This is a genomic window from Paenibacillus sp. OAS669 (assembly GCF_014873645.1).
In the GTDB taxonomy this organism is placed as follows: domain Bacteria; phylum Bacillota; class Bacilli; order Paenibacillales; family NBRC-103111; genus Paenibacillus_S; species Paenibacillus_S vulneris.
Genome location: NZ_JADBDR010000004.1, coordinates 186224 through 208850, shown reverse-complemented (window position 1 = coordinate 208850; position 22627 = coordinate 186224). Strand labels below are relative to the sequence as shown.

At 46.7% G+C, this 22627-nt stretch carries 24 protein-coding genes and 1 pseudogene; 15 read left to right on the top strand and 10 right to left on the bottom strand.

Translation table 11 applies throughout. The features are described 5' to 3' along the window. Window positions 1–10: 10 nt before the first annotated feature. The 4 genes from GGC63_RS11405 to GGC63_RS11390 all read left to right on the top strand — a co-directional run bounded on the left by GGC63_RS11405 (window position 11) and on the right by GGC63_RS11390 (window position 4811). Window positions 11–967 carry a 2-keto-3-deoxygluconate permease gene (locus tag GGC63_RS11405; protein ID WP_079911651.1) on the top strand — a complete coding sequence of 319 codons (957 nt, stop codon included), beginning with the start codon at window positions 11–13 and terminating at the stop codon, window positions 965–967. Window positions 968–1127: 160 nt separating this feature from the next. Further along, complete coding sequence (locus GGC63_RS11400) at window positions 1128–2486, top strand: four-carbon acid sugar kinase family protein (RefSeq protein WP_192702433.1); 1359 nt, start codon at window positions 1128–1130, stop codon at window positions 2484–2486. Beyond that, window positions 2479–3471, top strand: coding sequence for a 4-hydroxythreonine-4-phosphate dehydrogenase PdxA (pdxA, locus tag GGC63_RS11395; protein WP_192702432.1), 993 nt, complete (start codon window positions 2479–2481; stop codon window positions 3469–3471). Before GGC63_RS11400 ends, pdxA begins: the two co-directional genes overlap by 8 nt. A 260-nt stretch (window positions 3472–3731) precedes the next feature. Beyond that, window positions 3732–4811, top strand: a complete 1080-nt coding sequence (locus tag GGC63_RS11390; RefSeq protein WP_192702431.1) for an ankyrin repeat domain-containing protein — start codon at window positions 3732–3734, stop codon at window positions 4809–4811. 323 nt (window positions 4812–5134) lie between these two features. Here GGC63_RS11390 and GGC63_RS11385 read toward each other — a convergent pair whose 3' ends face one another. Together GGC63_RS11385 and GGC63_RS11380 are read right to left on the bottom strand one after the other, a co-directional pair. After that, the gene (locus GGC63_RS11385) at window positions 5135–5806 is read right to left on the bottom strand and encodes a response regulator transcription factor (RefSeq protein WP_192702430.1); all 672 of its coding nucleotides are present in this window, start codon (window positions 5804–5806) and stop codon (window positions 5135–5137) included. 2 nt (window positions 5807–5808) lie between these two features. Beyond that, window positions 5809–6978 (bottom strand): sensor histidine kinase, encoded by a 1170-nt coding sequence (locus GGC63_RS11380; RefSeq protein WP_192702429.1) that lies wholly within the window; start codon window positions 6976–6978, stop codon window positions 5809–5811. 207 nt (window positions 6979–7185) lie between these two features. Between GGC63_RS11380 and GGC63_RS11375 the strand changes: the two genes are divergently transcribed. Together GGC63_RS11375 and GGC63_RS11370 are read left to right on the top strand one after the other, a co-directional pair. After that, window positions 7186–7713, top strand: coding sequence for a hypothetical protein (locus tag GGC63_RS11375; RefSeq protein WP_192702428.1), 528 nt, complete (start codon window positions 7186–7188; stop codon window positions 7711–7713). Window positions 7714–7956: 243 nt separating this feature from the next. Further along, a complete protein-coding gene (locus GGC63_RS11370; protein ID WP_192702427.1) occupies window positions 7957–9153 on the top strand; it encodes a macrolide family glycosyltransferase in 1197 nt (398 codons plus the stop codon). A gap of 98 nt (window positions 9154–9251) precedes the next feature. On the opposite strand, the gene GGC63_RS11365 is transcribed toward GGC63_RS11370, so the two are convergent. Next, window positions 9252–9461: a hypothetical protein gene (locus tag GGC63_RS11365; protein ID WP_079911638.1), complete on the bottom strand. Its 210-nt coding sequence runs from the start codon at window positions 9459–9461 to the stop codon at window positions 9252–9254. A gap of 518 nt (window positions 9462–9979) precedes the next feature. Between GGC63_RS11365 and GGC63_RS11360 the strand changes: the two genes are divergently transcribed. Then, window positions 9980–10624, top strand: a complete 645-nt coding sequence (locus tag GGC63_RS11360; protein WP_192702426.1) for a hypothetical protein — start codon at window positions 9980–9982, stop codon at window positions 10622–10624. A 79-nt stretch (window positions 10625–10703) separates the two neighbouring features. Here the strand turns inward: GGC63_RS11360 and GGC63_RS11355 are convergent, their stop codons facing one another. Next, window positions 10704–11960 (bottom strand): stalk domain-containing protein, encoded by a 1257-nt coding sequence (locus GGC63_RS11355; RefSeq protein WP_318781030.1) that lies wholly within the window; start codon window positions 11958–11960, stop codon window positions 10704–10706. Window positions 11961–12277: 317 nt separating this feature from the next. Between GGC63_RS11355 and GGC63_RS11350 the strand changes: the two genes are divergently transcribed. The 6 genes from GGC63_RS11350 to GGC63_RS11325 all read left to right on the top strand — a co-directional run bounded on the left by GGC63_RS11350 (window position 12278) and on the right by GGC63_RS11325 (window position 16870). After that, window positions 12278–13165, top strand: a complete 888-nt coding sequence (locus GGC63_RS11350; RefSeq protein WP_225948129.1) for a YwqG family protein — start codon at window positions 12278–12280, stop codon at window positions 13163–13165. 63 nt (window positions 13166–13228) lie between these two features. Continuing rightward, window positions 13229–14134 (top strand): DUF4261 domain-containing protein, encoded by a 906-nt coding sequence (locus tag GGC63_RS11345; protein WP_192702425.1) that lies wholly within the window; start codon window positions 13229–13231, stop codon window positions 14132–14134. A gap of 201 nt (window positions 14135–14335) precedes the next feature. Next, entirely contained in the window at window positions 14336–15025 is a 690-nt protein-coding gene (locus GGC63_RS11340) for a queuosine precursor transporter (RefSeq protein ID WP_192702424.1), read from the top strand. A 193-nt stretch (window positions 15026–15218) separates the two neighbouring features. Next, on the top strand, window positions 15219–15596 hold the full coding sequence (locus tag GGC63_RS11335) for a VOC family protein (RefSeq protein ID WP_192702423.1): 378 nt from the start codon (window positions 15219–15221) through the stop codon (window positions 15594–15596). Window positions 15597–15876: 280 nt separating this feature from the next. Next, window positions 15877–16143 (top strand): CD3324 family protein, encoded by a 267-nt coding sequence (locus GGC63_RS11330; RefSeq protein WP_192702422.1) that lies wholly within the window; start codon window positions 15877–15879, stop codon window positions 16141–16143. A 175-nt stretch (window positions 16144–16318) separates the two neighbouring features. Beyond that, window positions 16319–16870 (top strand): GNAT family N-acetyltransferase, encoded by a 552-nt coding sequence (locus GGC63_RS11325; RefSeq protein ID WP_318781029.1) that lies wholly within the window; start codon window positions 16319–16321, stop codon window positions 16868–16870. 304 nt (window positions 16871–17174) lie between these two features. On the opposite strand, the gene GGC63_RS11320 is transcribed toward GGC63_RS11325, so the two are convergent. After that, the gene (locus GGC63_RS11320; RefSeq protein WP_225948128.1) at window positions 17175–17417 is read right to left on the bottom strand and encodes a DUF1259 domain-containing protein; all 243 of its coding nucleotides are present in this window, start codon (window positions 17415–17417) and stop codon (window positions 17175–17177) included. A gap of 163 nt (window positions 17418–17580) precedes the next feature. Here GGC63_RS11320 and GGC63_RS11315 point away from each other — a divergent pair, with 163 nt between their 5' ends. Further along, window positions 17581–18492 (top strand): LysR family transcriptional regulator, encoded by a 912-nt coding sequence (locus tag GGC63_RS11315; RefSeq protein WP_192702421.1) that lies wholly within the window; start codon window positions 17581–17583, stop codon window positions 18490–18492. A gap of 357 nt (window positions 18493–18849) precedes the next feature. Here the strand turns inward: GGC63_RS11315 and GGC63_RS11310 are convergent, their stop codons facing one another. The 5 genes and pseudogenes from GGC63_RS11310 to GGC63_RS11290 form a co-directional block, all read right to left on the bottom strand. After that, the gene (locus GGC63_RS11310) at window positions 18850–19242 is read right to left on the bottom strand and encodes a VOC family protein (RefSeq protein WP_192702420.1); all 393 of its coding nucleotides are present in this window, start codon (window positions 19240–19242) and stop codon (window positions 18850–18852) included. A gap of 231 nt (window positions 19243–19473) precedes the next feature. Continuing rightward, window positions 19474–19893, bottom strand: coding sequence for a transposase family protein (locus tag GGC63_RS11305; protein WP_225948152.1), 420 nt, complete (start codon window positions 19891–19893; stop codon window positions 19474–19476). A 25-nt stretch (window positions 19894–19918) separates the two neighbouring features. Continuing rightward, window positions 19919–21100 carry an MFS transporter gene (locus tag GGC63_RS11300; RefSeq protein ID WP_192702419.1) on the bottom strand — a complete coding sequence of 394 codons (1182 nt, stop codon included), beginning with the start codon at window positions 21098–21100 and terminating at the stop codon, window positions 19919–19921. 74 nt (window positions 21101–21174) lie between these two features. Further along, a complete protein-coding gene (locus GGC63_RS11295; RefSeq protein ID WP_192702418.1) occupies window positions 21175–21465 on the bottom strand; it encodes an ArsR/SmtB family transcription factor in 291 nt (96 codons plus the stop codon). A gap of 125 nt (window positions 21466–21590) precedes the next feature. Further along, window positions 21591–22085, bottom strand: a pseudogene (locus GGC63_RS11290) (aminotransferase class I/II-fold pyridoxal phosphate-dependent enzyme); the annotation flags it as partial. On the opposite strand from GGC63_RS11290, the gene GGC63_RS11285 reads away from it, so the two are divergent. After that, window positions 22075–22395 (top strand): PaaI family thioesterase, encoded by a 321-nt coding sequence (locus tag GGC63_RS11285; RefSeq protein WP_225948127.1) that lies wholly within the window; start codon window positions 22075–22077, stop codon window positions 22393–22395. The pseudogene GGC63_RS11290 and the gene GGC63_RS11285 overlap by 11 nt on opposite strands. The last annotated feature ends 232 nt before the right edge of the window (window positions 22396–22627 follow it).

The window sequence follows — 22627 nt, the reverse complement described above, 5'->3', positions numbered from 1 at the left end:
AGGGTTACTTGTGAAAATTAAAGCGACAATTGAACGCATTCCCGGCGGAATGATGATTGTACCTTTGCTTTTGGGTGCCATTATTAACACGCTCTTTCCTTCGATTCCCAAGACGTTCGGTTCGTTTACCGGAGCGTTGATGACCGGTTCGCTGCCGATTCTGGCTGTATTCTATGTCTGCATGGGTTCGACCATCGATTTTAAAGCTACCCCCTATATTTTGAAAAAAGGCGGGACGCTGCTCGGGACTAAGATTTTAACTGCGGTTATCGTCGGCTTGATTGCCTCAAGATTTCTCGGTGAGGGCATGATTGAAAGCGGATTATTCGCAGGCTTGTCCGTCGTAGCGATTGTAGCAGCGATGAATGACACGAATGGCGGCTTGTATATGGCGCTGATGGGTCAGTTCGGCAAGAAGGAAGATGTCGGGGCTTACTCTATTATGTGCTTGGAGTCCGGCCCGTTTCTTACGATGATTACACTTGGCGTAGCAGGGTTGGCTGCATTTCCATGGCAGACGCTTGTAGGAGCCATCCTGCCGCTTGTGGTCGGCATGATTCTGGGGAACCTGGATAAAGAGCTGCGCGAGTTTTTGGGTAAGGCCGTACCGGTGATGGTTCCTTTCTTCTCGTTCGCCCTTGGCGCCGGTTTGAATTTGCAAAATGTATGGCAAGCCGGTATTCTCGGTGTGCTGCTCGGTATTGGTGTTGTTGTTATCTCAGGAATTACCCTTCTGTTGATGGATCGTCTGACAGGCGGTAACGGGATTGCAGGCTTATCCGCGGCATCCACAGCAGGGAATGCAGCAGGAGTTCCGGCGGCAGTAGCCGCAGCCAACTCCGTGTACGCTCCGGTTGTTCCGTCAGCGACGGCCCTGGTGGCGTCGTGCGTTATCGTCACAGCGATTTTGGTGCCGATTGTCACGGCCTGGTGGGCCAAACGCGTCGGTGTAACGGCACGGCAATAACCGGTAGGAAGGCGTGTTCCGGCAGGTTTGCCGGACATGCTTTCTCATCTATTATAGGGTTTATAAATTTCGGGGCTCCCCGCAAAGTACCTGAATCAGCTTCGAAGCCAAGGCCCCACTTTGTGGGGATATTTTATTCAAAGTAAGGGAGGGAGACGGATTGCTGCGGTTAGCAATTATTGCGGACGATTTAACGGGAGCTTCCGATTCCGGTGTGCAAGTGGCTAGAAAAGGGCTGCCGACTCAAGTAGTCTTTAATTGGTCGGAGCTGAACGCTTCATCTTCTAGAACGGAGACCATTGTCCTAGATACCGACAGCAGATCGGTGCCAGGGGAGCTGGCGTACCAGCGCGTACGAGAGGCGGCCGCGTCCTTGAAGGAGCAAGGCTGCGCCTTTATATATAAAAAAATGGATTCCACGCTTCGTGGAAATCTGGGTCAAGAAATCGAAGCCGTCCTGGATGTGTACGGCTTTGAGGGGGCCATTATCGTTCCGGCCTTTCCGAGAATAGGGAGAACGACGGTCGGCGGCAGGCATTACTTAAATGGGGTGCCGATCCATGAGACAGAGATCGGCAGGGACCCGAAGACGCCTGTTCCCGAAGCTGATATCAGCAAGCTGCTGTCGGGGCAAGCGAGGAGAACAGCGGTGAGCATTCCGCTCGCCGCTGTTCGCGGAGGTCTTTCGGCGTTGGAGGAGAGCATCGATCAAGCATTGAAGTCCGGTGCCGAGCTATTAGTGATCGATGCTGAGACGGACGAGGACCTTCAACATATTGCAGAGCTGATGCCAAAATTTAAGGAACGATTATTATGGGCTGGCTCTGCCGGATTGGCTGAATATTTGCCTCTGTCATCCATTGGAATGGACGGCTTGGATACGGCTCCCGAAGGGGCTGATGTGGCTGAAGCTGCGGCAGATGCGGAACTGAAGCAAAAGGTTCAACGCGGCGGACAGCCTGTCATGCTCGTGGCCGGAAGCATCTCTCGCGTAACACGCGCTCAGGTACAGAAGGTAAATGAGCAGCCGGATGTGGCATGCGTGGAGCTGGACCCTTTGACACTGCTCGCATCGCCGGAGCAAGCCGCTCAGGAGAAGGAGCACTGCTACCGCAGCCTGTCCTCGGCGCTTAACGTAGGCTCGGACGTTTCGTTCTATGCAGGTTCATCGCCGGAGCAGGTAGCTGAGGCGCAGAAGCTCGGGTCGAGCCGGGGGATGGATGCATCCAGCGTATCCAATGCCATCGCGGATGCATTAGGGGAAGTAGCCGCGGCTGTGTGCTCGGCATATACGCTGCAGGGAATGGTGTTGACCGGAGGCGATACCGCTAAGGCGGTATGCCGCCATCTAGATGTAAGGGGTATTGAATTGACTTCGGAGCTTGAACCGGGTATTCCGCTCGGCAGACTGATTGGCGCACGGAATGTACCTACAGTCACCAAAGCAGGAGCTTTTGGCAATGTCGATTCGTTATGGCATGCCATGCAAATTTTGAAAGGGGAGTATACACATGAATAGACCGATCATTGGTATTACCATGGGGGACGGAGCCGGAGTCGGGCCGGAGATTATTATGAAGGCGCTGAGTGATACGGAGATGTATGTGCAAAGCCGTCCTTTTGTTATCGGGGACGCCAAGCTTCTTGAGAGAGCGGCGCAGGTTGTTCACAGCGGACTCAAGGTCAATACGATTGCAGCGCTTCAGGAAGCAAAATTCGAGCACGGTACCGTTGACTGCTGGGATTTGAATTTGCTTCCCGCAGATTTGCCGTTCGGCAAGGTAAGTCCTGAGGCGGGCCATGCCGCGTTCATGTACTTGCAGCAAGCCATAGAGCTGGCGAACCGGGGAGAGATTGACGCGATCTGTACGGCGCCGTTGAATAAAGAAGCTCTTCACAAGGGAGGCCATATTTACCCGGGCCACACGGAAATTTTGGCGGAGCTGACCGGCACCGAGGACTATTCGATGATGCTGTCCGCACCTAAGCTGAAGGTCATTCATGTGACGACGCATGTCGGCATTATCGATGCGGTGAAGCAGATTAATCCGGACCGTGTGTACAAGGTGATCCGTCTGGCCCACGAAACCTTGCAAAAGGCAGGCTACGCCGCACCAAAAATTGCGGTATGCGGCATCAACCCGCATGCGGGCGAGAACGGTTTGTTTGGCTACGGCGAAGAGGAAGAAAAGGTCATTCCCGGTGTACAGCGTGCTCAACAGGAAGGCATTCAAGCCGTCGGTCCACTGCCTGCTGATACGTTATTTTTCCGTGCTACGCGCGGGGATTTCGATATCGTCGTAGCTATGTATCACGATCAGGGTCACGGCCCGATCAAGGTGCTCGGCCTGGAAGCCGGCGTCAACATCACGGTAGGACTGCCGATCATCCGTACGAGCGTCGACCATGGCACGGCTTTTGACATCGCAGGAAAAGGCATTGCCGATGAACAAAGCATGAAGGAAGCGCTGCGCCAAGCTATTGAGCTCGCTCCTAAGCGTTAATGGATTTTGCCGATAGGCTGCAGTAAGGCCCTGAATCGCCATTCTCATATTCCCAATCCAAGTCTGCTAGGCTCCATGGGAATATGAAGCGGCTGATAAGGGCCTTTTTCTTTATGGCACGAAAACCAACGCCCCGCTTTGCGGAGGTATTTTATGTCCCATAAAGAGTGTACGAATAGTCTTAAGCCCAAAGACCCGTTGTTTTTTGTCTGGCAGTTTTCTATACTCTTCATAAGACTTTGACTGGGAGCGGGTATGTCATGATTCATTTGAAAGATATTGGGAAGTTCGCAGAACTGCCGGAAATCGCGATGCACATTTACGAAGGGAATATTCCCGCATTGCTGGAAGCCGTAGCATCGGGATGGGATATAGAGGAAGGTATTGTACTTAGCCAATATACCACGTTAAGTCCATTAGATCTGGCGATAATATCCGGAAGACTGGATGTTGTTAAGCTGCTGGTCGAGCATGGAGTTAACTTGAATGTTGAACATAATCCTGCTTTTTTACGCGCAGTACGCTATGGCAAGGAAGATATGGTTCGTTACGTTGCCGAACATGGCGCCAGGATGGACATGCTGAATCAAGTTCGGTCCGGAGCTTATTCCCAAGCCTACTACGGCAAAAAATCCAATATTCCGCTTATTCGTGAGCTGGGATTGGATATTAAACAGCATGGGGGTGCCGTGCTGCGTCAAGCCGTATCCGATCATGATTTGAAAACAATCGATTATTTACTCGAGCATGGGGTGGATATTAATTACAATCAGCCGGATATGGTGTACCCTTATCGTGCGACTCCTTTAACCGTTGCAACGCGCTTGGGTAATGCAGCGATGGTAAAACATTTGATTGAACGCGGTGCGGACGTTACGCTGGCAGAGAAAGACGGCGAGAGGCCTTACACGATTGCGGTAATGAATAAAAATACGGCTTTGGCTGATTATCTGAAATCATTGGAGCCGGCTGAGTTTCATCATTTGGAAAACAAAAAATATGAACTGAAAAAGTATAAATTGACCGATGAGCTGATCCGCTTTCTTACCGGAGATGAGCTTCGTATCGAGCTACCGGCAAATGATTATGAGATCAGGTATATCGATTTTTTTACCTTGACTGATACCTTTGAGATGCGAATCGGTCGTCAAAAGCTGCTGCGGCTATCGGCCGATATCGATAATTACTCCGATGTTCAGCTCGTGTGGAATCCCAAGAAAAAAGGCATGATCGGCTGTTATGATGCGGAGCATCAAGAGTATGCCGATTTGTGCAGCTTCCCGGAGTTCCTGGCTCAGCCTGCATTGTACCTCATCCGGTTTCTTGAGGGCGAGTGTTGACATGAAGCAGTTTCCTTCAAGCATCTCGTTTCGCTATTCATGGCGATCTTATCAGCAAAGAATATAGGACAACCTGGATCAGCATTTAAAAAAACGCCATCTCCGCCAGGCTGAAAGCTATGTCCGCCCGTTTTGCCGATAAATCCGAACGGATCAGTGCTTGGAGATAAAGAAGAAGCGATTCTAAAAAAGAAAAAAATGACAACTCAGCTAAAAAGGGATAGATCATCCAGTAAAATGGACAGATCTATTCTATTTTTACTTTACAGGGATTCCTCTGACGCATTGGCTATCAGAACTTTAACCCCTCTCCGCTTTGCGCATCAATCCACCATCCCGTTTCGAAGAGCGGCGACTACGACCTGTGTGCGGTCCTCGCAGCTGAATTTTTGCAGAATGCGGTGAACATGGGACTTAACGGTGCCCTCGGTAATGAACAGCTTTTTCGCTATTTGGTCATTGCGGAGACCGTAGGCCATTTCCTGAAGGATTTGCTGTTCACGTTCCGTCAATGGGCCAATAAGCGGTGTCTTGACATCCGTTACGTTGGGGGTATTTGCTGAGGAAGCGACTCGAAGCAGGGCGTTGGCCGCAAGACTTGTCTTGTAAATGGCCTCACCGCAAAATGCGGAACGTACAGCCTCCAGCATCTGTTCTACCTCTGCGTCCTTCAATAAATATCCGACCGCTCCAGCCCGAATTCCTTGATAAATATACTCTTGATCATCAAAAGTCGTGAGAATAACCGTTTTCGTAGCCGGCCACTGTCTCATAATTTCTCGCGTAGCTTCGATGCCGGACTTTCTTGGCATTTGGATATCCATTAATATCACATCCGGTTGAAGCTGTGAAGTCAAATCTATCGCTTCCTGACCGTCGGAGGCTTCTCCGACTAACTGCATATCGGACTGCAATCCGATAACATAGCTGAATCCTTGCCTAATCATAGTTTGATCGTCGGCAAGCAGTACCTTGATTTTATGATGCTCCTGCATCCTCAATCCTCCTCATTCCATTCGCCTGATGAACGATCTCTATATGGAATAGCCGCAGTGAGTTCCAGCCCGCTTGGTGCTAAACTCGTGAGAAGAAGACTACCTCCAAGCTCCTCAAGCCTTGTCTTCATAACCTTGATGCCGTAACCTTCCTTGATATCGTTTATAGCTTTGACAACCCCGTTATCGCGGATAGACATCACAAGCTTATCGGACCGCCTAAAAAGCCCAACCTCGACTTGGGTCGCTTGCGAATGACGGATAATATTCGTAATGGCTTCTTGAAGCACTCTGAAACAGGTTTCATAGGCCTCCGCCTCAACTTCTCTATCCTGTAAATCAGTGTGAAAGGTATAAGCAATGGAAGCGGTAGCCTCCATTCGGGCGAGCAGTGATTTTAAACCTGTTACTCCAGGTATGGAGCGGTTGTCCGCAAGAGCATGAACAGAGGTGCGGATATCCTGAAGCCCTTGGCGCGCTACGGCCAGCATACCGTCCAGCGAATGTGCGGCACGCTCCGGATCTGCTTTCACCATATAGCGCAGAGCCTGTATTTGCACAATCAAGGACGTGAGACTATGTCCGACCGCATCGTGGATATCCCTTGCAATCCGTGTTCTTTCTTCGAGAACCGCGTATTGCATAGCGGTGGCCGAAGCCTGATGGAGCTGGTCATAGGCTGATTGAAGCTCCTCCAAATGCTTTTTATTTAATTCATACATTTCATTGCGTTGTCTTCGGCTTCGTATGGAGAAGTACAGGGCTGTCGCAAAGAAGAGAAAGGAGATGATATTAAAAATATCTCCGCTTCCGAATTTCACATAGAATGCTGCGGTTATGCAAATGGCCAGTATCGCAGGGGTCTGCAGTCTGATAAAGGATAGGCGAATAGCCCCCACAAATAGAATGATTGCGATGATGTATATGAGGTTAATTTCTTGAAATCCGAACACCCCGACTGCGGCTTCCAGCAAAAGCAGGCATGCAGCCAGCATTAGTCTTGTTCTTGTCCAGAGCTTCTTAGGGAGAAAAAGCATAAAGGTATAGGTTACCCAGAGTACTCCATTGAGTACGATTTTAAGGGGAGGACCTTGGAAAAAATGATTGAACTGCATTAAAAAAAATAATAAAGCGGAGTCGGTTACAGGTTTTCCGTACAAGTAATATTTCATCGTGACCCTCCTTTACCATGCAACCACTCCATTGTGCCATGTCTTCATGAAAAATATCAATCAGCAGAGCCGATTTTGGAGCAACATCTATCTGTAGATAGAGAAGAGCGGGAATACATTCTATCTTCAGCTAGTCGAACTCAATTCGCGGGAAAGGTAGTATAGAAGCATGAAACGAAACGCATCATGTTAAGGGGGCATCGCTTTATGCAATCACAGGTTGTAATCACGGCTTTACTTATTATTTTTATTATGTACCGTATGTTTTTGAGAATTCGCCGCAATATTGGCTGGCAGCAGCTGCTGCCGCGAAAAATGGGTGTATCCATAGTTCTTTTTAGTATCATTGGGCTGTTGTTTCTTATGGAAGGAACGTTCCGGGCAAGCACTGTCATATCGGATCTGCTCGGTATTCTCGTTGGAAGTATCCTGGCTTATGTTGGAGCTCAGCTTACTCAGATAGAGCTGCGCAATGGTCATTGGTTTTATCGCCCGAATCTATGGATCGGAAGCCTCGTTACTGTTATTTTTATTGGCCGCTTCATTTATCGGTTATTTGGGATATTTACGGCGGGTCCTTCAGGTGCCCTGCAATCAAGCAATCCCTGGGAAAACCCTGTATTCAGTTCGGGCTCCGGCTGGACAGCCGGTCTTATGCTTATTATGTTCGCTTACTACGTCACTTACAATGTAATGATGCTGCGTAAGCAAAGATTTGCAAGCTCGAGGGCATGAACGCCTCAAGAAGTCCGGTCCGTGCAGGAACGGACGCTTCAGCTTCTTAGAGGAGCTGAAGCGGATTGTCCTCTAACTCGCAGCCCACTCCTCAAGCACATGTATGACGCTAAGAGGCGATTAGGCACATGGCCGGTAAGATTCTATCCCCAAGAAGAGATGATTAGTTGAGAAGGGTGGAGTATACTAAACCTAAGACCGCGAAAGGCAGGCGGAAAATTTTTTACTTGAAAGGTGATGGGTATGGCACGTGTATTGGTGGTTAACGCTGGTTCCGAAGGACATATTAATCCAACGCTCGGTGTGGTTCAGGAACTGATCCGCCGCGGTGAAGAGGTGGTTTACTTTTTATCGGAACCCTTTCGTGATCTCGTAGAGCCAACGGGGGCAAAGGTCATTACGCTCGATAACGGCAAATTTATAAAGGCATTTATTGCGGGAGGAAGAAGTCCTTGGGCTCGAGTGGGCGGACTGCTGCGCACCGCCGATATCGTCATTCCCAGCCTCTTGCAGCAAATTGGAGAAGAGCGGTTTGATTACATGATTCATGACTCGATGTTTGGCTGCGGCCGACTGCTTGCACAAATCCTTAATCTGCCGGCAATCAACTCATGCACAAGCTTTGCCTCTCGGCAAAACGACTTTGACAAACTGCAGGATCGCCTGACACAACAGTTTCCGGCAGAGGTAACTGATCAAGCGAAACAGGAGTTTCAACAGCTGGTCAATAAAGTGCAGGCAGAATATCCTGTGCAGATTAACTCCGCTTATGAGGTTTTTAACAATCCGGCTCCAATGACTCTTGTCTACACATCCAAATTATTCCAACCTGATGGCGATAGCTTTGACGAGACGTATAAGTTTGTCGGTCCGTCTATCGTGCCTCGCTCTCAAGGATCGTTTGATTTTTCTAATGTGGACAAGGAGCACCTGATCTACATCTCTCTCGGCACCGTATTCAATCAAGCTGCGGATTTTTATAAGCTCTGTTTTGCCGCGTTCGCCGGAACGAACTACTCTGTCATCATGTCCATCGGAAAACAAACCAGGGTTGAAGAATTAGGGGATATTCCTGCCAATTTTATCGTTCGGGATTACGTTCCTCAACTGGAAATATTGCAGCATGCCCAATTATTTATTACGCACGGAGGAATGAACAGCACCAGTGAAGGACTTTATAACAGTGTACCGCTGATCGTTCTTCCCCAAAGTGCCGACCAGCCTGTTATAGCGCGTCGCGTGGCGGAAACCGGGGCAGGCATCCAGCTGAATAAGGAGAGTTTGACCGCGGATGAGCTCAGAGGAGCGGCAGAACGAGTACTCAAGGATGGATCATTCCGCAAAGCAAGCGAAGCCATTGGGGAGTCTTTCCGTGTCGCGGGAGGGTACCGGCGAGCCGTCGAGGAAATCTTTGCGTACAAACAAAGTCTGGGTATATAGAACTGGAATGTTTCTATGCTGAGGCTTGTCCAAACGTAATAAGGGACCGCGAAGGTCCGTCCAACGAAGAGAAGTTTGGAGGACCCTCAAGCGTCGAATTAATGGCCATAGCCGTGGTGTCCCATTCCATGATGATGATGATATGGGTGGTGAATATGATGCGGATGATATCCATAAGGGTGGTAGCCGTGATACCCATGATAGACATGAGGATGGTACCCATACGGATGATAACCATGATGCGGGTGGTACGGATGATGGTACATATGATGAGGATAATGCTGATAAGAGCGTTTGTTTTGAGCCATTGAAAAATCCTCCTTAAATTCAATATTTTTTATGTTACGTCAACAGTTTATGTTCGTTATCTGTGCATAGATGCTTATCCACATGGATTGGGCAGCAAAATAGACGCATGTCTCTATGAATCTGCCGGAGTGGACAAGGTTACCATCCTCTTGATAATAAGATATATCGCATAAGAAGGAGATTCTTACCTTTATCCCGAACAATTCCTCGAGAAATCGTTCCCATTTGTGACCGATTTCTTTTTTTTGCGCTTTCGTTTTCAAGCACAGCTCTGACGTTTGGTTTAGTGGGGTCTCTAGAAGAGATACTGCTACTTGTATGTGATAATCGATAGTTTGCTCTTCTATTCCATACTGCTTATTGCAAACGGAAGCAGCTGTTTAGTGCACTACTTTGGTAGGTCAGAACGGTGGATTCATAGACCCAACTTACAAGTATATAGTTTGTTTTTCTATCACTTCATCTTCGTTTCTTTCATAGAATAAGACATGCCAAACCTTGTAACGGAGGTGATATTTTGAATCGGAAAAAGATCATGTTTATTGTTACTTCAGTTATTTATTTCGAGCCTTCCCCGTTGTCCTACAGCAAAACTCGTTCCAGGTTTACACCCGAAGAAAGATTGAAACAAACAATGAAAACGCTGGAGTCCATACGTGTAATAATTCCAGACGCTTACATCGTCTTATTAGAATTAGGCACCAGAGATATTCAATCCAAGAAAATCCTCACTATAGCAAACCGATACATTTATTTAGGCGGTATGAAAGCCGTCAGACATGCCGTTGATAGTCCTCATAAAGGTTATGGAGAAGCTGTAGGTTTATTACTCGCTCATCGATATATTCGATCATATCCTGCCGATTATTACTATAAATTTAGCGGGAGATATAAATTGACTCGACACTTTCGATTAGAATCGTGGATGAACGACGGCTTCACGGCAAATATATCTAAGGGATGGATGTCGACTCGATTGTACGGTTTTTCAAAAAAACATTATGGAAATTGGCGAACTGCATTAATGAAAAGCCTACCGAGCTTGAAGCGGGGAAAGGCAATTGAGAAAGTGCTTCCCATTTATATGGGTAAAATCGGTAAAATAGAGAATTTGGGGATCTCAGGGGTCATTGCTCCATGGAACATAAGAATAGAAGAATAGATGAAATAGAAGAGAGGTCAACCAGTAATAGCTGGATGACCTCGAATTAAGTAGAAGTGGCTACCTGTATGCTAAAGAGCTAGTTCTCCTTCGGAATATAGAAGCGGTTCTGCCCGATTTGGATGTTACGGAACGAGTCCTTGCCGTAATTGTCATGGAAAAAGAAAACACTGCGCACGACGGTTCCGTCTTTATAAGTTAGCGTGATTGTGTTGCCCGAGATGTCATAGGTTCCTTTGTCGCTCTTCGATCCGGTCGCACTGGTGGACGATACTGCGTTATTCAATGAGGAAAGAGTCAAATCCGTGCTTTCAAAGGTACCATCGGCGGAGAAGCTCAAATACTCCGTCCATGAGCTGGAAGACGCATTGATCCCGACCAATCCGCTGTAGCCGATATACTGATATGTTCCATTGAGCTTTGTCCCCTCGGGAACCGCTGCGATAGGGGACATATCGACATCATTAATAACGAGCTCGCCCCTATCGTTAAGACGGATGGAACGGATGTCATTCGCACTGATCTGCAGCTTCCCATTCGCGATGGTGTATGTGCTGCAGCCGTCCCTGGAGCAATCGATGGTTTCCGGTCCGCCTTGAGGCGGAGGGCCGACGAAGATATGGTTATCCGGAAGGAAGGTATACAGATCCCAGCAGGCGCCGCCGCATTCAAACCCGCCAAAATCATCCCTCAGACCGTAATACATTCCCGAAAGATTCGACAGATCTACGGGCTTACTGGCTTCAGCAGGAGGTGGTGGGGATGGTTCTTGTGCAGCCGGCGTTGTCTCCTGCCCGGTTTGCGTGCCTTGAGAGGCATGCTGCTTCGCCTGCTTGGCGTCGTACTCCGCCAGCCGCCTCTGTACTTCCTCTTTGGATATGCCTGCTTGTTGTAGAAACGCATCGGTAACAATCTGAATTTCGCGGGTATATTCGTCCCAATGGACAATGGCTCCCGTGGCTTCGCCGATAAAACGCAGCGGCACCATCGTGCTGCCGTCTATAATCTGTGCGCTTTGACTTAATTCCACCCGCTTCCCATTTACGTCTGCTTTCAAATCGTTAATGGTGAGGACAATAGTCAGGCCGGGCCGCGCTCCCGTCACCTGCTGCTTGGTCTCATCCCATTTCACCTCCATGCCCATCGTTTCAAAAAGGGGCCGGAACTGCACCAGTGTAGTACCCTCAATAATTTGAGGCTCCACCTGGAAAGCGATTTTTGTAGTATCGACAAATACCTTTACAGGCTCTTCCGCAGCGGCCGGCAGACTGAACAGCAACGTCAGCAGAACAACGATGACGGGAATGAGCGCCAGCCGCTTGCCTTTGAAGTTCACGATAAACTCCTCCTTCAGCTCTATTTTCGTAACCCAACATTAGGTTAATGAATGTTCCTATATTTTCCAAGGTACCAGAGTACGAAAAAAGAGGCTGCCCCAGGATATACCCGTCTACGTGAACGGTTGCACGATCTCCCGTGAAGGGACGCGTCATTCAACGATGAACATGACAGTAGGGGACACAGACTGATCTCTATTACTTTTGGGGACGTTTTGAGCCTGAAGGCCCTAAGCGGCCTAGGTACATGGCATTATGGAAGCAGATGGGAAATCCCGGTACAATAGACATAATCATTAAAATGGGAGGACTTCAGTTGAATTTGAATGAGCAGCAGCGAAAACAAGTGGAGAGCTTAATTGAGGAGTATGGATTTGCCCATGCTTCCCAGTATATATTGGACCATATCCGTCCAAGCATTCGCTGTACGAAAGCCGGAGAGACTGGCTACGAAACCCTGTGCGATTCCCGAGCCGGAGGAGATCCGGATTTACCGGCTTCCATACAGTGGCCGCTGACAAAGGACGGGGTACCGATGACATTTCTGGCCCAGCTGAATCTGGAAGAGTTGTCTGGTCATGACACAGCATCATTGCTGCCGGTTGACGGGATGCTTTATTTTTTTGTAGGGATAGACCAGCCGGCATATCATATTGACCATCGTGTTTTGTATGTGACCAAGGAAGAGCTTGCTGGCGTCGAAAGACGCTTTGCTCCGAAAGAGACGGCCTTGGAGGAGAGCTTCCGCGGGTTCCGGCTTACGGCCAGGCCTTCTCTTGAACCGCCGAACTATGCTTATGTCGATTATGATCAGATAGAGAACGAATCGGTAGGATATGAGGATTACGAGGATTTAAGCTTTTCGATCAACGACTCCAAGAGCGACGACGTTGCTACGTTGTTTGGCTACCCGGACGGCCAGCACGATGACGCCGAGCATGAAGCAGCCCTGATGATATTGACAGGGACAAGCTACAGCTACAGCAAAAGCAAGGCGCTTGAACAGATCACCGCTCATTTTGCAGGTGATGAAGCGAAGGCCAAGCAGGAGATCGAGGATACTTTGCTGCTTCTTGAGCTGGAATCCGATAATGATATTGGATTTTGCTGGTGGGATGCAGGAGCGCTGCAATTTTTCATCCGCAAAGAGGATCTTCTTGCAAGACGGTTTGACAGAACCTATTGCTCGCTTTATTCAAGCTGAGCAAGCCAGGAGCGCTGAAATAACTAGAAATAGATGATGATCGGATAAAGGAGCTTGGAGATTATGGAAGAGTTGCTTCAGCAGGAACAAGATTTCGGATTTGCGAGAGTATATGCCGTAGAATTGAAATATAAACAGCCGCCCACTCTCGACCGACAGCTGCTTTATGAAAAAATGGAGCTGTATACAGGGAAGCTGAGTCAGCCGGAGCAGCAGCAAGAAGAAGGCTCGAGGCTGGCAGTTTGGGAGGCCAATGACGCAGATAAAGAAAACCTGCTGCATTTCTTTCATATGAATTATATGATCGCCTATTCAGAAGGGGAGATGCCTGCCCAAACCAGCCTGATGAACCTTGATCATCGTCCTGCTTCGGACTACACAACGGCCGTTCAACAAGCCTGGCATTGGCGGGAAGCCGGAGAGACGCTGAATGCATGCAGCCATTCTCTTCTGCTCGTCGACATGATGGCATCAGGCCTGGATCCTAAATCAAGATTGCAGCTATTCACTGGTGCTCTTCAGGCGCTACTGGAGGCGGCACCCTGCGATGCGATTTATTTCAGGGAAAGCGATAAGCTGGTCGAGCCAGGCGCTTATTTAACTGCAATTAAAGAGGGGGCTCTCTTATATGGAGCCATGAACATCCGTTACTATAATGTCGAGGGAAGCGGAAGCGGGCGGCAGGAAGGATTGATGGATTCCATCGGACTCGCGGCGCTGGGCATTCCGGACGTCCAGTGTCACTTCTATGATCTTGACCCTTCCCAGATGGCCGGGACTTTAATGGATATCGCCTATTATTTATTCAACCAGGGAGACGTGATCTCCGACGGTGAGACTATCGGCTTCACGGAAGATATGCGTTGGCGCTGCGAGCATCAATATGCATTGGCGGCGCCTCGGCGAGTCGTGATCGACATTGACCCGGGAGAGCCTTACTATGCCGGGAGACAAGAACATCATTCATGATCAGCCAAGAGCTGCTGCGTGTTCGCGGCAGCTTTTTTGGTTTAATTTTTCAGAACGATGAGCTCGTCTTAGCGCTTAACATATCCCTTATTGCCGGAATTAACGGGCTATGATACAATCATACTCTGCCCAATTGGCGGGCTTTATGCCGATCGCGGTTCGAAACCATCCCGCGTGATCAAAACTAAGGGGAAAGTGATTATGTTCAATTTTGTTTGGGGCGTTGCATTTGTCATCGTCAATTTCGGGCTGTTCTTGCTCAGCTACCGCCTGTTCGGGCGTAAGGGGCTGTATGCCTGGGTAGGCTTCGCTACAGTGCTGGCCAACATTCAAGTCGTCAAGACGATCGAAATATTCGGTATTGTGATGACGCTCGGTAATTCGATTTATGCGTCGATATACATGACGACGGACCTTCTTAATGAGAAGTACGGGCCCAGAGCCGCGCGGCAGGCGGTGTGGTTCGGATTTTTCAGCCTGTTTGCCTCGGCGATCATTATGCAGATGGTGCTGTTCTTCGTACCTCAGCAAGGCGATATTTCACAGGAGGCTCTTGAGACGATTTTTGGTTTGGCACCGCAAATTGCACTGGGAAGTCTGGCAGCTTATTTTGTCAGCCAATTTCTGGATGTTCGTGTCTTTAGTGTTTTGAAGAACCGGTTTCCTAATCATAACCAGTTCTGGCTGCGAATTAACGGAAGCATCGGCCTTAGCCAATTTGTCGATTCTTTAGTGTTCTGTTCCATAGCCTTCTACAAGGTGTATCCGCTAGGCGTTTGGGTACAAATTCTTTTAACAACCTATGTACTGAAGTTCGTCATTTCGGCAGCTGGCACACCGGTGTTATATTTGGCGCGTTCGTTCCGATTTCGGGAAGAAGAGAAGGAGTAAACTCCTCCAAATCATAAACACATCATAAAGATGAGCAAAGCATTTGATCCATGATCAGGTGCTTTTTTCTATTTAGGGACCTTTTCATCATATAAGAACACGAACGTTTATTTACTATAGGAACAAATGTACGTTATAATGGGATGGAATAATATACCTTATAATCCAAAAAATAAGGAAGGTTGTGTGAATATTGGTAGAGGCAACTGAAAAGCTAGTCGAAAGAATTGACGCCGTATTCCTGCCTGTAAAAAATCTCGAATCTTCTTTGAAATGGTATCAAGAATTATTTGGTTTTAAGCTGCGTTGGAAAAATGAAAGAATGGCGGGTCTTGCAGTCGCTTCAAATTGCGGCTTTCATCTTGTACAGGTTGGAAATCACACGCCGAATAAGGAATATGTTCCATTCAACTTTGCTACAAAGGATATTCAGAAGCTGCATCAGACATTAAAAGAAAAGGGTGTTAAAGTAACTGAGGTAGATACAGACACTGATTTTAAAGAGATGCGACTATTTGATTTTTGGGATCCGGATGATAATATCATCAATGTCATTGCTATTGAAACCTGAGTTGGTAAAATATTTGACAGGGGCAGCCAGCACGATCTGCTGACCTTTTATACATTATGGAAAGAGAGGTAATTGAAATGACAAGACATCTCAAGCAAACTTGTCAAAAACTTTCGATGCATAGTTTATCAATAAGCTCCATGCAAAGTCTATGTGACAAACGCTAGCGGTTGTTTGCATGGAGCCTGATGACTTAACCGCTCTAGACACATAGGATACAAAAGTTTGTCACGCAGGCTTTGCAACCGTACATCTACTAACAGATGGAGGGGCGAAGCCAATGAAATATATATCCGCGAATGAAATTTTACCCGAGCATTTACTTCGTGAAATACAACAATACGTTCAAGGCAGGGTGCTCTATATCCCGGCTCGTGAAGGCGCCAGAAAAAAATGGGGTCAGCTGTCGGGACAGAGAGAGTATCTGAACAATCGGAACTCGGAAATTAGAGAATTGTTTCGTAAGGGCATCCGTATGGATCAGCTCTCAACTACATACTGCCTGTCCGAAGACAGTATCAAGAAGATCGTGTACACAAAAGAATAATAATCCAACGGCTTGCGTTCAGTTGAACTAACAACGCAGGCTTTTTTTGTATAATAAACGGTTATAGGTATTGTCTGCCTATCATTCGGTGCTGCCTATCTATATACTTTTCATTGAAAGACCGGGACTATTCCAATCCGGCTTCACCCAACTGAGTGCTAAGGAAGTGATAGATGTGAATGCGAATGTAGTGGTACAGCTTTGCAGCGCCGATGACAAATTTATCATCAACAACATTTACCCGCTTTATTTACATGATTTATCTGAAGTGTGGGAGTTTAAGACCAATCGATATGGTGTTTTTGAAGAGAACGATACCCGGACATTAGCCGAACAGAATCGAATCTTTGACATCTGGTGGGAGCACCCGGGTGTCCTGTTTCCATACATCATCAAGGTGGATGAGATCCCGGCAGGTCTTGCTTTTGTAGCAACCCCGCCTTACGCTCCATGCCCTAGCTTTATCAATTACTTTTTGAATGAGTTCTTCCTGTTGCGTCATTATCGCGGTAAGGGGATCGGAGAACAAGCGATGCGACAACTTATAGGTTTGTTGCCAGGGCATTGGGAATTGCAGACTAACCCTTCCGAACGAAATGTGCGTGCTATCCAATTTTGGCGCAAAACGTTGGAAGCTTGTACTAATGGCGAATACTCTGAAGAAATGGGACGCCACCCCAAATACGGGGAAAAGCTTGTATTTCGTTTTTCCACAAGCAGAACGTAAGATTTTGAATGGCTATAACGTTAACCAACGAATCTGCAAAAACAAGGAGCAAACTACTCTCGCAGCTGCTCCATACTTATTAATCTATTGAGGTTACAACAGGGGGGACCTGCATCATACCAAGGTGGAGCCCCGTCAACGACCATGGTTTGTCCAGCTCAGTGCACATAAGACCGAAAGCTAACGGTGTTGACTCGAAGTGGACTCGTAAGTCCAACCCCTTCTTCTTTTCAGGCGCCGTGTCGATTATAATGAGTTCTATAGCTGATAAATAGGGCTGGAAATTCTAGACTGCTCGATTGTATTAGTTTAATCTTTTCAGAAGCGAGGCCACTTTTCTTGCAAAAACAATGGGATTTTCGACGGATTCTAAATGCACATACATTAATCTAGGCTTGTCGAATAACCAATGGTTGTGAATGGCCGTTACTTTTAGGTTAAGCTTGGTTGCATTACGGACGAAGGATTGAATTTCACGTTGTAACAAGGTAAATTCGCCTGTATTTAATGATTTCCCTGCTCTCCCTCCAACTGTCTCAGAATACAAGTATCTTATTCTAAATATTGCAGACAAGTTCTAGGTTGCAGTTGGTATATTCTATTAATAGGAGAATAGAGATCATGAAAACACCTTGATATAGGGTTTCTCTCATCCAAATTGCTAGACATAACGAATCTAATAAAACCATTGGTGAAAGGGGGCGGAGAGGATGGAGCTTAGACAGCTTGAGTATTTTGCTGCCATATGTAAGGAGATGCATTTTTCGAGGGCAGCCGAGAATCTGTGTACTACCCAATCAAATTTAAGTCAGCAGATCAAGTTTTTGGAAAATGAGCTGGGGATGCCTTTGTTCGATCGTATCGGCAAACGGATCGCTCTAACGGATGCCGGAAAAATCTTGCTGGAGCAATGCCAAATCATCTTCGAACGTATCGACTATATTAAAGGCGCTATTACGGATCTTAAGGATATAGAGGGGGGCAGATTGAACATCGGAATCCTTCCTGGAGATGGAGATTTGTTATTTGATGCACTGCTGATCAATTTTCATCTTACCTATCCCAAGCTATCGATTAGTGTAACGGAGACTATGGATGTATATGAACAGGTTATTAACGGCACAAGGGACCTTGGGGTAACCACAGTTCCTTCGAACCCGGATGACCGTGTCCGTATCATTCCTTTGTTCCACGAAGAGTTTGCTTTAGCTATCCGTTCAGATCATCCCATTACAAAATCAAAGGCAATCCCCTTTGAGCAGCTGCAGCATTTGAAGCTGGTCATGTTCGGGCCGGAGCACCAAATCACGCGAATCTTCCATACCTGCTGTCAAGAAAAAGGGATCACCATCTACAATCCGATTGTCACCTCGAGCTTGTCAACGCTCCTATCTTTAGTCGAACAAGGGATTGGAGCATGTATTCTTCCACGCCTGCTGCTTGATTATCTGAATCGAGAGAACATTTCGGCGGTTAAGCTTATTGATCCGACGCCCAGCCAGGATATCTGCATCATTCATCGGACGGATAAATTTATGGGGCGTGCGGCTAAGGTTTTTATCAACGAATTGCAGTTGTTCTTAGAAGGCGTAATGGAGCGTACTACCCGGTCATCGGGGTAATACAGCAAGCTTCTTGAAGGTATTGTAAACCAATTCAGGTAATAAGAGTTATGCAGATTGGTTTTTATTCCAGATCCTGCTTGCCATAACTTTTTATGTAACAACCTCGTCTAAAAGATGAAGGTGATATCCTGGGATGTGACTTGGAAGAATACGTCGGCGCTTGGATTGTCCGTTTCTTGGGATTCAGTGGGGGGAGAGAATTATCAATTATTACACATGAACGCCGAGTAATTTTCCTCTCTCTGGTTCGACAGTTATGTTCTAGAAATTCATACATATCTAAAGGCCATCCTTTCGGGATTGGCCTTTGTGTGCAAATCAGTGGTTCGATTGAAATACAGGAGCCAATTCTATTTAACCGTTTGTCGCCCCCAGAGAATTTCCATCGAGGTCAAAGAAACCAAATCCGCCAATCTCACCCGGCTTTAATTCGATTGTTTCACGATTCGTAGGGATTCCAAGTGATTTTAAGTAGTTGTGAAACCCGACCAGGTCTTCAGTGTAAAAATCAATGACGCTTTGAGTGTAATTATGATTGGTATTGTGGAACTTAAGCCTGTCCGCTGTATCTGTCTGCACAAGATAGATCCCCACCGGATGGTTGGGGAAATCAAGCATTGCTTCTGTCCATGACTCATCGAATTCGCCTACCGTTTTCACCCCAATCACTCGTTCGTACCATTCGATGGCGGCTTTCAGATTGGAAACAGGAATTTCCACTCCGGCTATTCTTGAAATATAGCGCATTTTATCACTCCTTCTTTGTTATTATGTTTGAAGCAAAGATGATATGAATATGGAATTCGCTTGAAATACAGTAATTTCCTTCTTGTTAGTTGAGTAAATTAAAAATTGAAATCATCTTATTACGGTGAATTAATAAATGCCTTTTTAAATATAAATATTAGCCCCATAGCCCGTTGCTGTGGGGCATTTAATGTGTATCTCGTTAATCCCAAGCCAATTAGGTGTTTCGAATCAAAGAGTTTCTTTAAGATGATTGATGTAATCACGAAAGATGTTACGTATCGTTTTTTCATGCAATCCAACTTCCTCGGATATACTGACAAACGTGCGTTTAAGGCTTTGCTTCACTATATAAGACAATAAACGTTTGGTGCAACTTCGCTTCTCGTCTATAGTGTGGTTTAGGTGTTCCCAAAAGGTTCGATTGCAGTCTCTACAGCGATACCTCTGACGCTTTATAAGTAGCCCAACATGCTTGCCTTGAATAGGTAAGTCCATACAAATCTGTTCCCTGCTGTCGTGTTTGTAAAGGTTGGCTATACTTCCACAATGAGGGCAAGTCAAAGGTGGAGAGTTTGCGACGACTTGAATTAGAATATCGAATTCATTCTCTTTAATACCTAGGATGTTGAATTTCGAAAGATTTAACATATCCATTTGAATTTCTTTTTTGCAGTTATGCTGCATACTCCTTCTTTATTTTCGCATCACTGGCCAAAATACCGCTGAATATAAACAATAACAACGAACCGGCAAAGCAAGTAGCCGCGAACAAGCCAACGGCGAAAAAACCGTTAAAAGACGCGTAAATCAGGCCAGCAATCCAAGAACCGAGCGTTGTCGCGGCGTACATGATCGAATTGGCCAAGCTAGAGATCGTGCCGCGTATGGTCGGATTTAATGAATTCAGCAGTCCCAGTATGAGTGGAAAAGTGACTCCCATGGTAACGAATATGAAAAAGTAAACACTTTCGAAAGCTTTAACCGATGGCAAGTGGGGCAAAACAATAAAACATGCAATAGAGACAAGAAATCCTGCAACCAGCGTGTTGAAACGGTTTAATGTTTTGATTATATAGGCACCGCTGAGGCTCCCGACTATATTCCCGAGACCAAGAAAAAACATCACATACCCAGCTTGATCGATTGAAAGTTGAAAGCGATCCGTCACCCATTTTCCGATGAAAGAGAAGGAGGCAAAGAATCCGCATTGAAATAAGAAATGTGCGAAGAAAGCTCTTCTCGCCATTGAACTATTCAATAGCGGGAGGTACCTACTGAGGATAGGAGATTTATCTTTTTGATCGTGATTCGGTTTCATTTCGGGCAAAGCATAATAAATGAATATTGCCACGAATAATGCGAATGCTCCGATTGTAAAGAAAGAATAAGACCAATGGATGGAAGCAAGCAGACTTCCAATAGGGATGCCGAACGCTTGGGAAGAAGCCAAGCCGGCCATGACGATTCCGGATACTTTGGCGATCTTCGTCGTTGGGAATAGGGCAGGGATCGAAGCCCAGACTTGAGGAGCCGCAAATGCTGCACTGACTCCGGCAAAAAAACGGAATAAGAACATCGACCAAAAACCTGTGGCAAAACCGCATAACAGGGTTGAAACCGAAAAGCATACCATGCCGTAAAGCATGACCTTTTTGCGATCCCAGCCATCGGAAAGCGGTCCTGCAATCAGCGCGAATAGGGCATAACCTAAGGCATAGGCTCCGACCATCCAACCGGCAGATTCGGTCGGGATATGAAACAATTGTTGGAGCGTGGGGAGGAGCGGAGAAATCAAAAAAGTATCCGTACCGATGACAAACATGACGAGGAATAATAGGATTGTTAATCTTAACATGGTATCCACCCTTTCAATTTTGTTCTAAAGTTCAATGACAATTGAACTAATTGAAGAAAAAAAGAGATTCCCTTCTACAACGTATCCAGAAATCCAGGTAAGTAAGTTTGAAATGTCTCCAAATCGATGCTCATATACTTCGCTTGAGCCTCTTTTCGTACCTTGATCAATTTCGCCTCCTTTAAAGTACGCAAGTGATATGAAGTATTCGATTTCGTAGTATCGCGAATGTTCCCTACTTCTCCACAATTCATCTCTTTCTTGCTGGCGTATAGAGCCCGTACGATGTCCAATCTTGTGTCATCAGCTAACGCCTTAAATATTTTGACTCTGTGCTCATCACTTGTTATTTTTAGAGTAGTCATAAAACTATTGTACTAAGATATCATTACAAATCAAGTCTTTAGAAACATACCACCACATTCTCCGATTTATAGGTGAAATGTTTTGATTTTGTCTTCAATAAATACATCCTCCCAAGGTCATCCTTTCAAACCTCGTCTGCCAATTCGACAAGCCTCTGGACGCCTTCTCTCAATAGCTGCTCATTCAGATAGGAATAGCTGAGGCGTATCCATGATTTGTACTCCTTGAGCGGATCGCAAATCGCTCCGGGCACAAAGGTGATTGATTGCTTGATGCATGTACTGAGTAAACGTTCAATCTCCACCGTTTCCGGAAGCTTCACCCATAAGTTGAATCCGCCAGCAGGGGAGTTCCACTGCCAGTCGGTAGCGGACAATTCCTGTTCTACGATTTCCTTGCGGACCGCAAGCGCAATGCGAAGTTTCTCTATATGCTGCTGCAGCCGCTCGCTGAAAAAATAATGCAGAAAAATTTTCTGATTCACCAAAGGCGTCCCGCTGTCCGACAACAATTTGGCTTTTATCAGGTAGTTCATGATGGAAGGGCGGCATGCAACGATGGCGATACCGAGGCCGGGAGCGATATATTTGCTGAAGCTGCGAAGATAAATGACCCATCCTTGGAACAACACGCGAATCCGCAAGGCACATGCAACGGCGGCATCATATCGGCATTCTTGCCGCATGGCCATGGGCATTGCCTACGGTTCCTCCTTGCAACAGGGCGAAACCTTCACTACGATCGAGATGAAAGTAAACTTTTTTAGACCTGTATGGAACGCCAAAATAATAGCCTATGCTATGCTGTACAAGAGTGGACAGACTATCGGGTTTGTCCAGTGCAATATTACTGACGAGAACGGTAAACTCGTCGCTCATGCTTCAAGCACTTGTATGACATTAAGAGGCGATAAGGCGCAAGGCAGGTAGACCCGCAGGACATATACCCATGAAACGAGCGGCGATGGCTTCAACTGTAGGCGATGATGTAATGGAAAAACTAACAAATAAACGGCAGGTTAACAAGAGGAGGAAACATAGCATGCAAGAAACAGTGCTCACGATCACTTCGATGCAGACGCGTCGATGTTTACGCTCCCATCGAATCCGAATGAGATGAAGAGGATAGGGTGAGGACTTTTGTTTCAGTTATTTTTGTATA

Excerpts from the sequence above, each read along its gene's own strand:
- GGC63_RS11345 (WP_192702425.1), top strand. The coding sequence starts at position 13,229 with ATGGAAGAGTTGCTTCAGCAGGAACAAGATTTCGGATTTGCGAGAGTA.
- GGC63_RS11375 (WP_192702428.1), top strand. The coding sequence starts at position 7,186 with ATGCAATCACAGGTTGTAATCACGGCTTTACTTATTATTTTTATTATG.
- GGC63_RS11340 (WP_192702424.1), top strand. The coding sequence starts at position 14,336 with ATGTTCAATTTTGTTTGGGGCGTTGCATTTGTCATCGTCAATTTCGGG.
- GGC63_RS11300 (WP_192702419.1), bottom strand. The coding sequence starts at position 21,100 with ATGTTAAGATTAACAATCCTATTATTCCTCGTCATGTTTGTCATCGGT.
- GGC63_RS11315 (WP_192702421.1), top strand. The coding sequence starts at position 17,581 with ATGGAGCTTAGACAGCTTGAGTATTTTGCTGCCATATGTAAGGAGATG.
- GGC63_RS11310 (WP_192702420.1), bottom strand. The coding sequence starts at position 19,242 with ATGCGCTATATTTCAAGAATAGCCGGAGTGGAAATTCCTGTTTCCAAT.
- GGC63_RS11390 (WP_192702431.1), top strand. The coding sequence starts at position 3,732 with ATGATTCATTTGAAAGATATTGGGAAGTTCGCAGAACTGCCGGAAATC.
- GGC63_RS11385 (WP_192702430.1), bottom strand. The coding sequence starts at position 5,806 with ATGCAGGAGCATCATAAAATCAAGGTACTGCTTGCCGACGATCAAACT.
- GGC63_RS11370 (WP_192702427.1), top strand. The coding sequence starts at position 7,957 with ATGGCACGTGTATTGGTGGTTAACGCTGGTTCCGAAGGACATATTAAT.
- GGC63_RS11365 (WP_079911638.1), bottom strand. The coding sequence starts at position 9,461 with ATGGCTCAAAACAAACGCTCTTATCAGCATTATCCTCATCATATGTAC.
- GGC63_RS11330 (WP_192702422.1), top strand. The coding sequence starts at position 15,877 with ATGAAATATATATCCGCGAATGAAATTTTACCCGAGCATTTACTTCGT.
- GGC63_RS11295 (WP_192702418.1), bottom strand. The coding sequence starts at position 21,465 with ATGACTACTCTAAAAATAACAAGTGATGAGCACAGAGTCAAAATATTT.
- GGC63_RS11380 (WP_192702429.1), bottom strand. The coding sequence starts at position 6,978 with ATGAAATATTACTTGTACGGAAAACCTGTAACCGACTCCGCTTTATTA.
- GGC63_RS11285 (WP_225948127.1), top strand. The coding sequence starts at position 22,075 with ATGACCCATCCTTGGAACAACACGCGAATCCGCAAGGCACATGCAACG.
- pdxA (WP_192702432.1), top strand. The coding sequence starts at position 2,479 with ATGAATAGACCGATCATTGGTATTACCATGGGGGACGGAGCCGGAGTC.
- GGC63_RS11305 (WP_225948152.1), bottom strand. The coding sequence starts at position 19,893 with ATGTTAAATCTTTCGAAATTCAACATCCTAGGTATTAAAGAGAATGAA.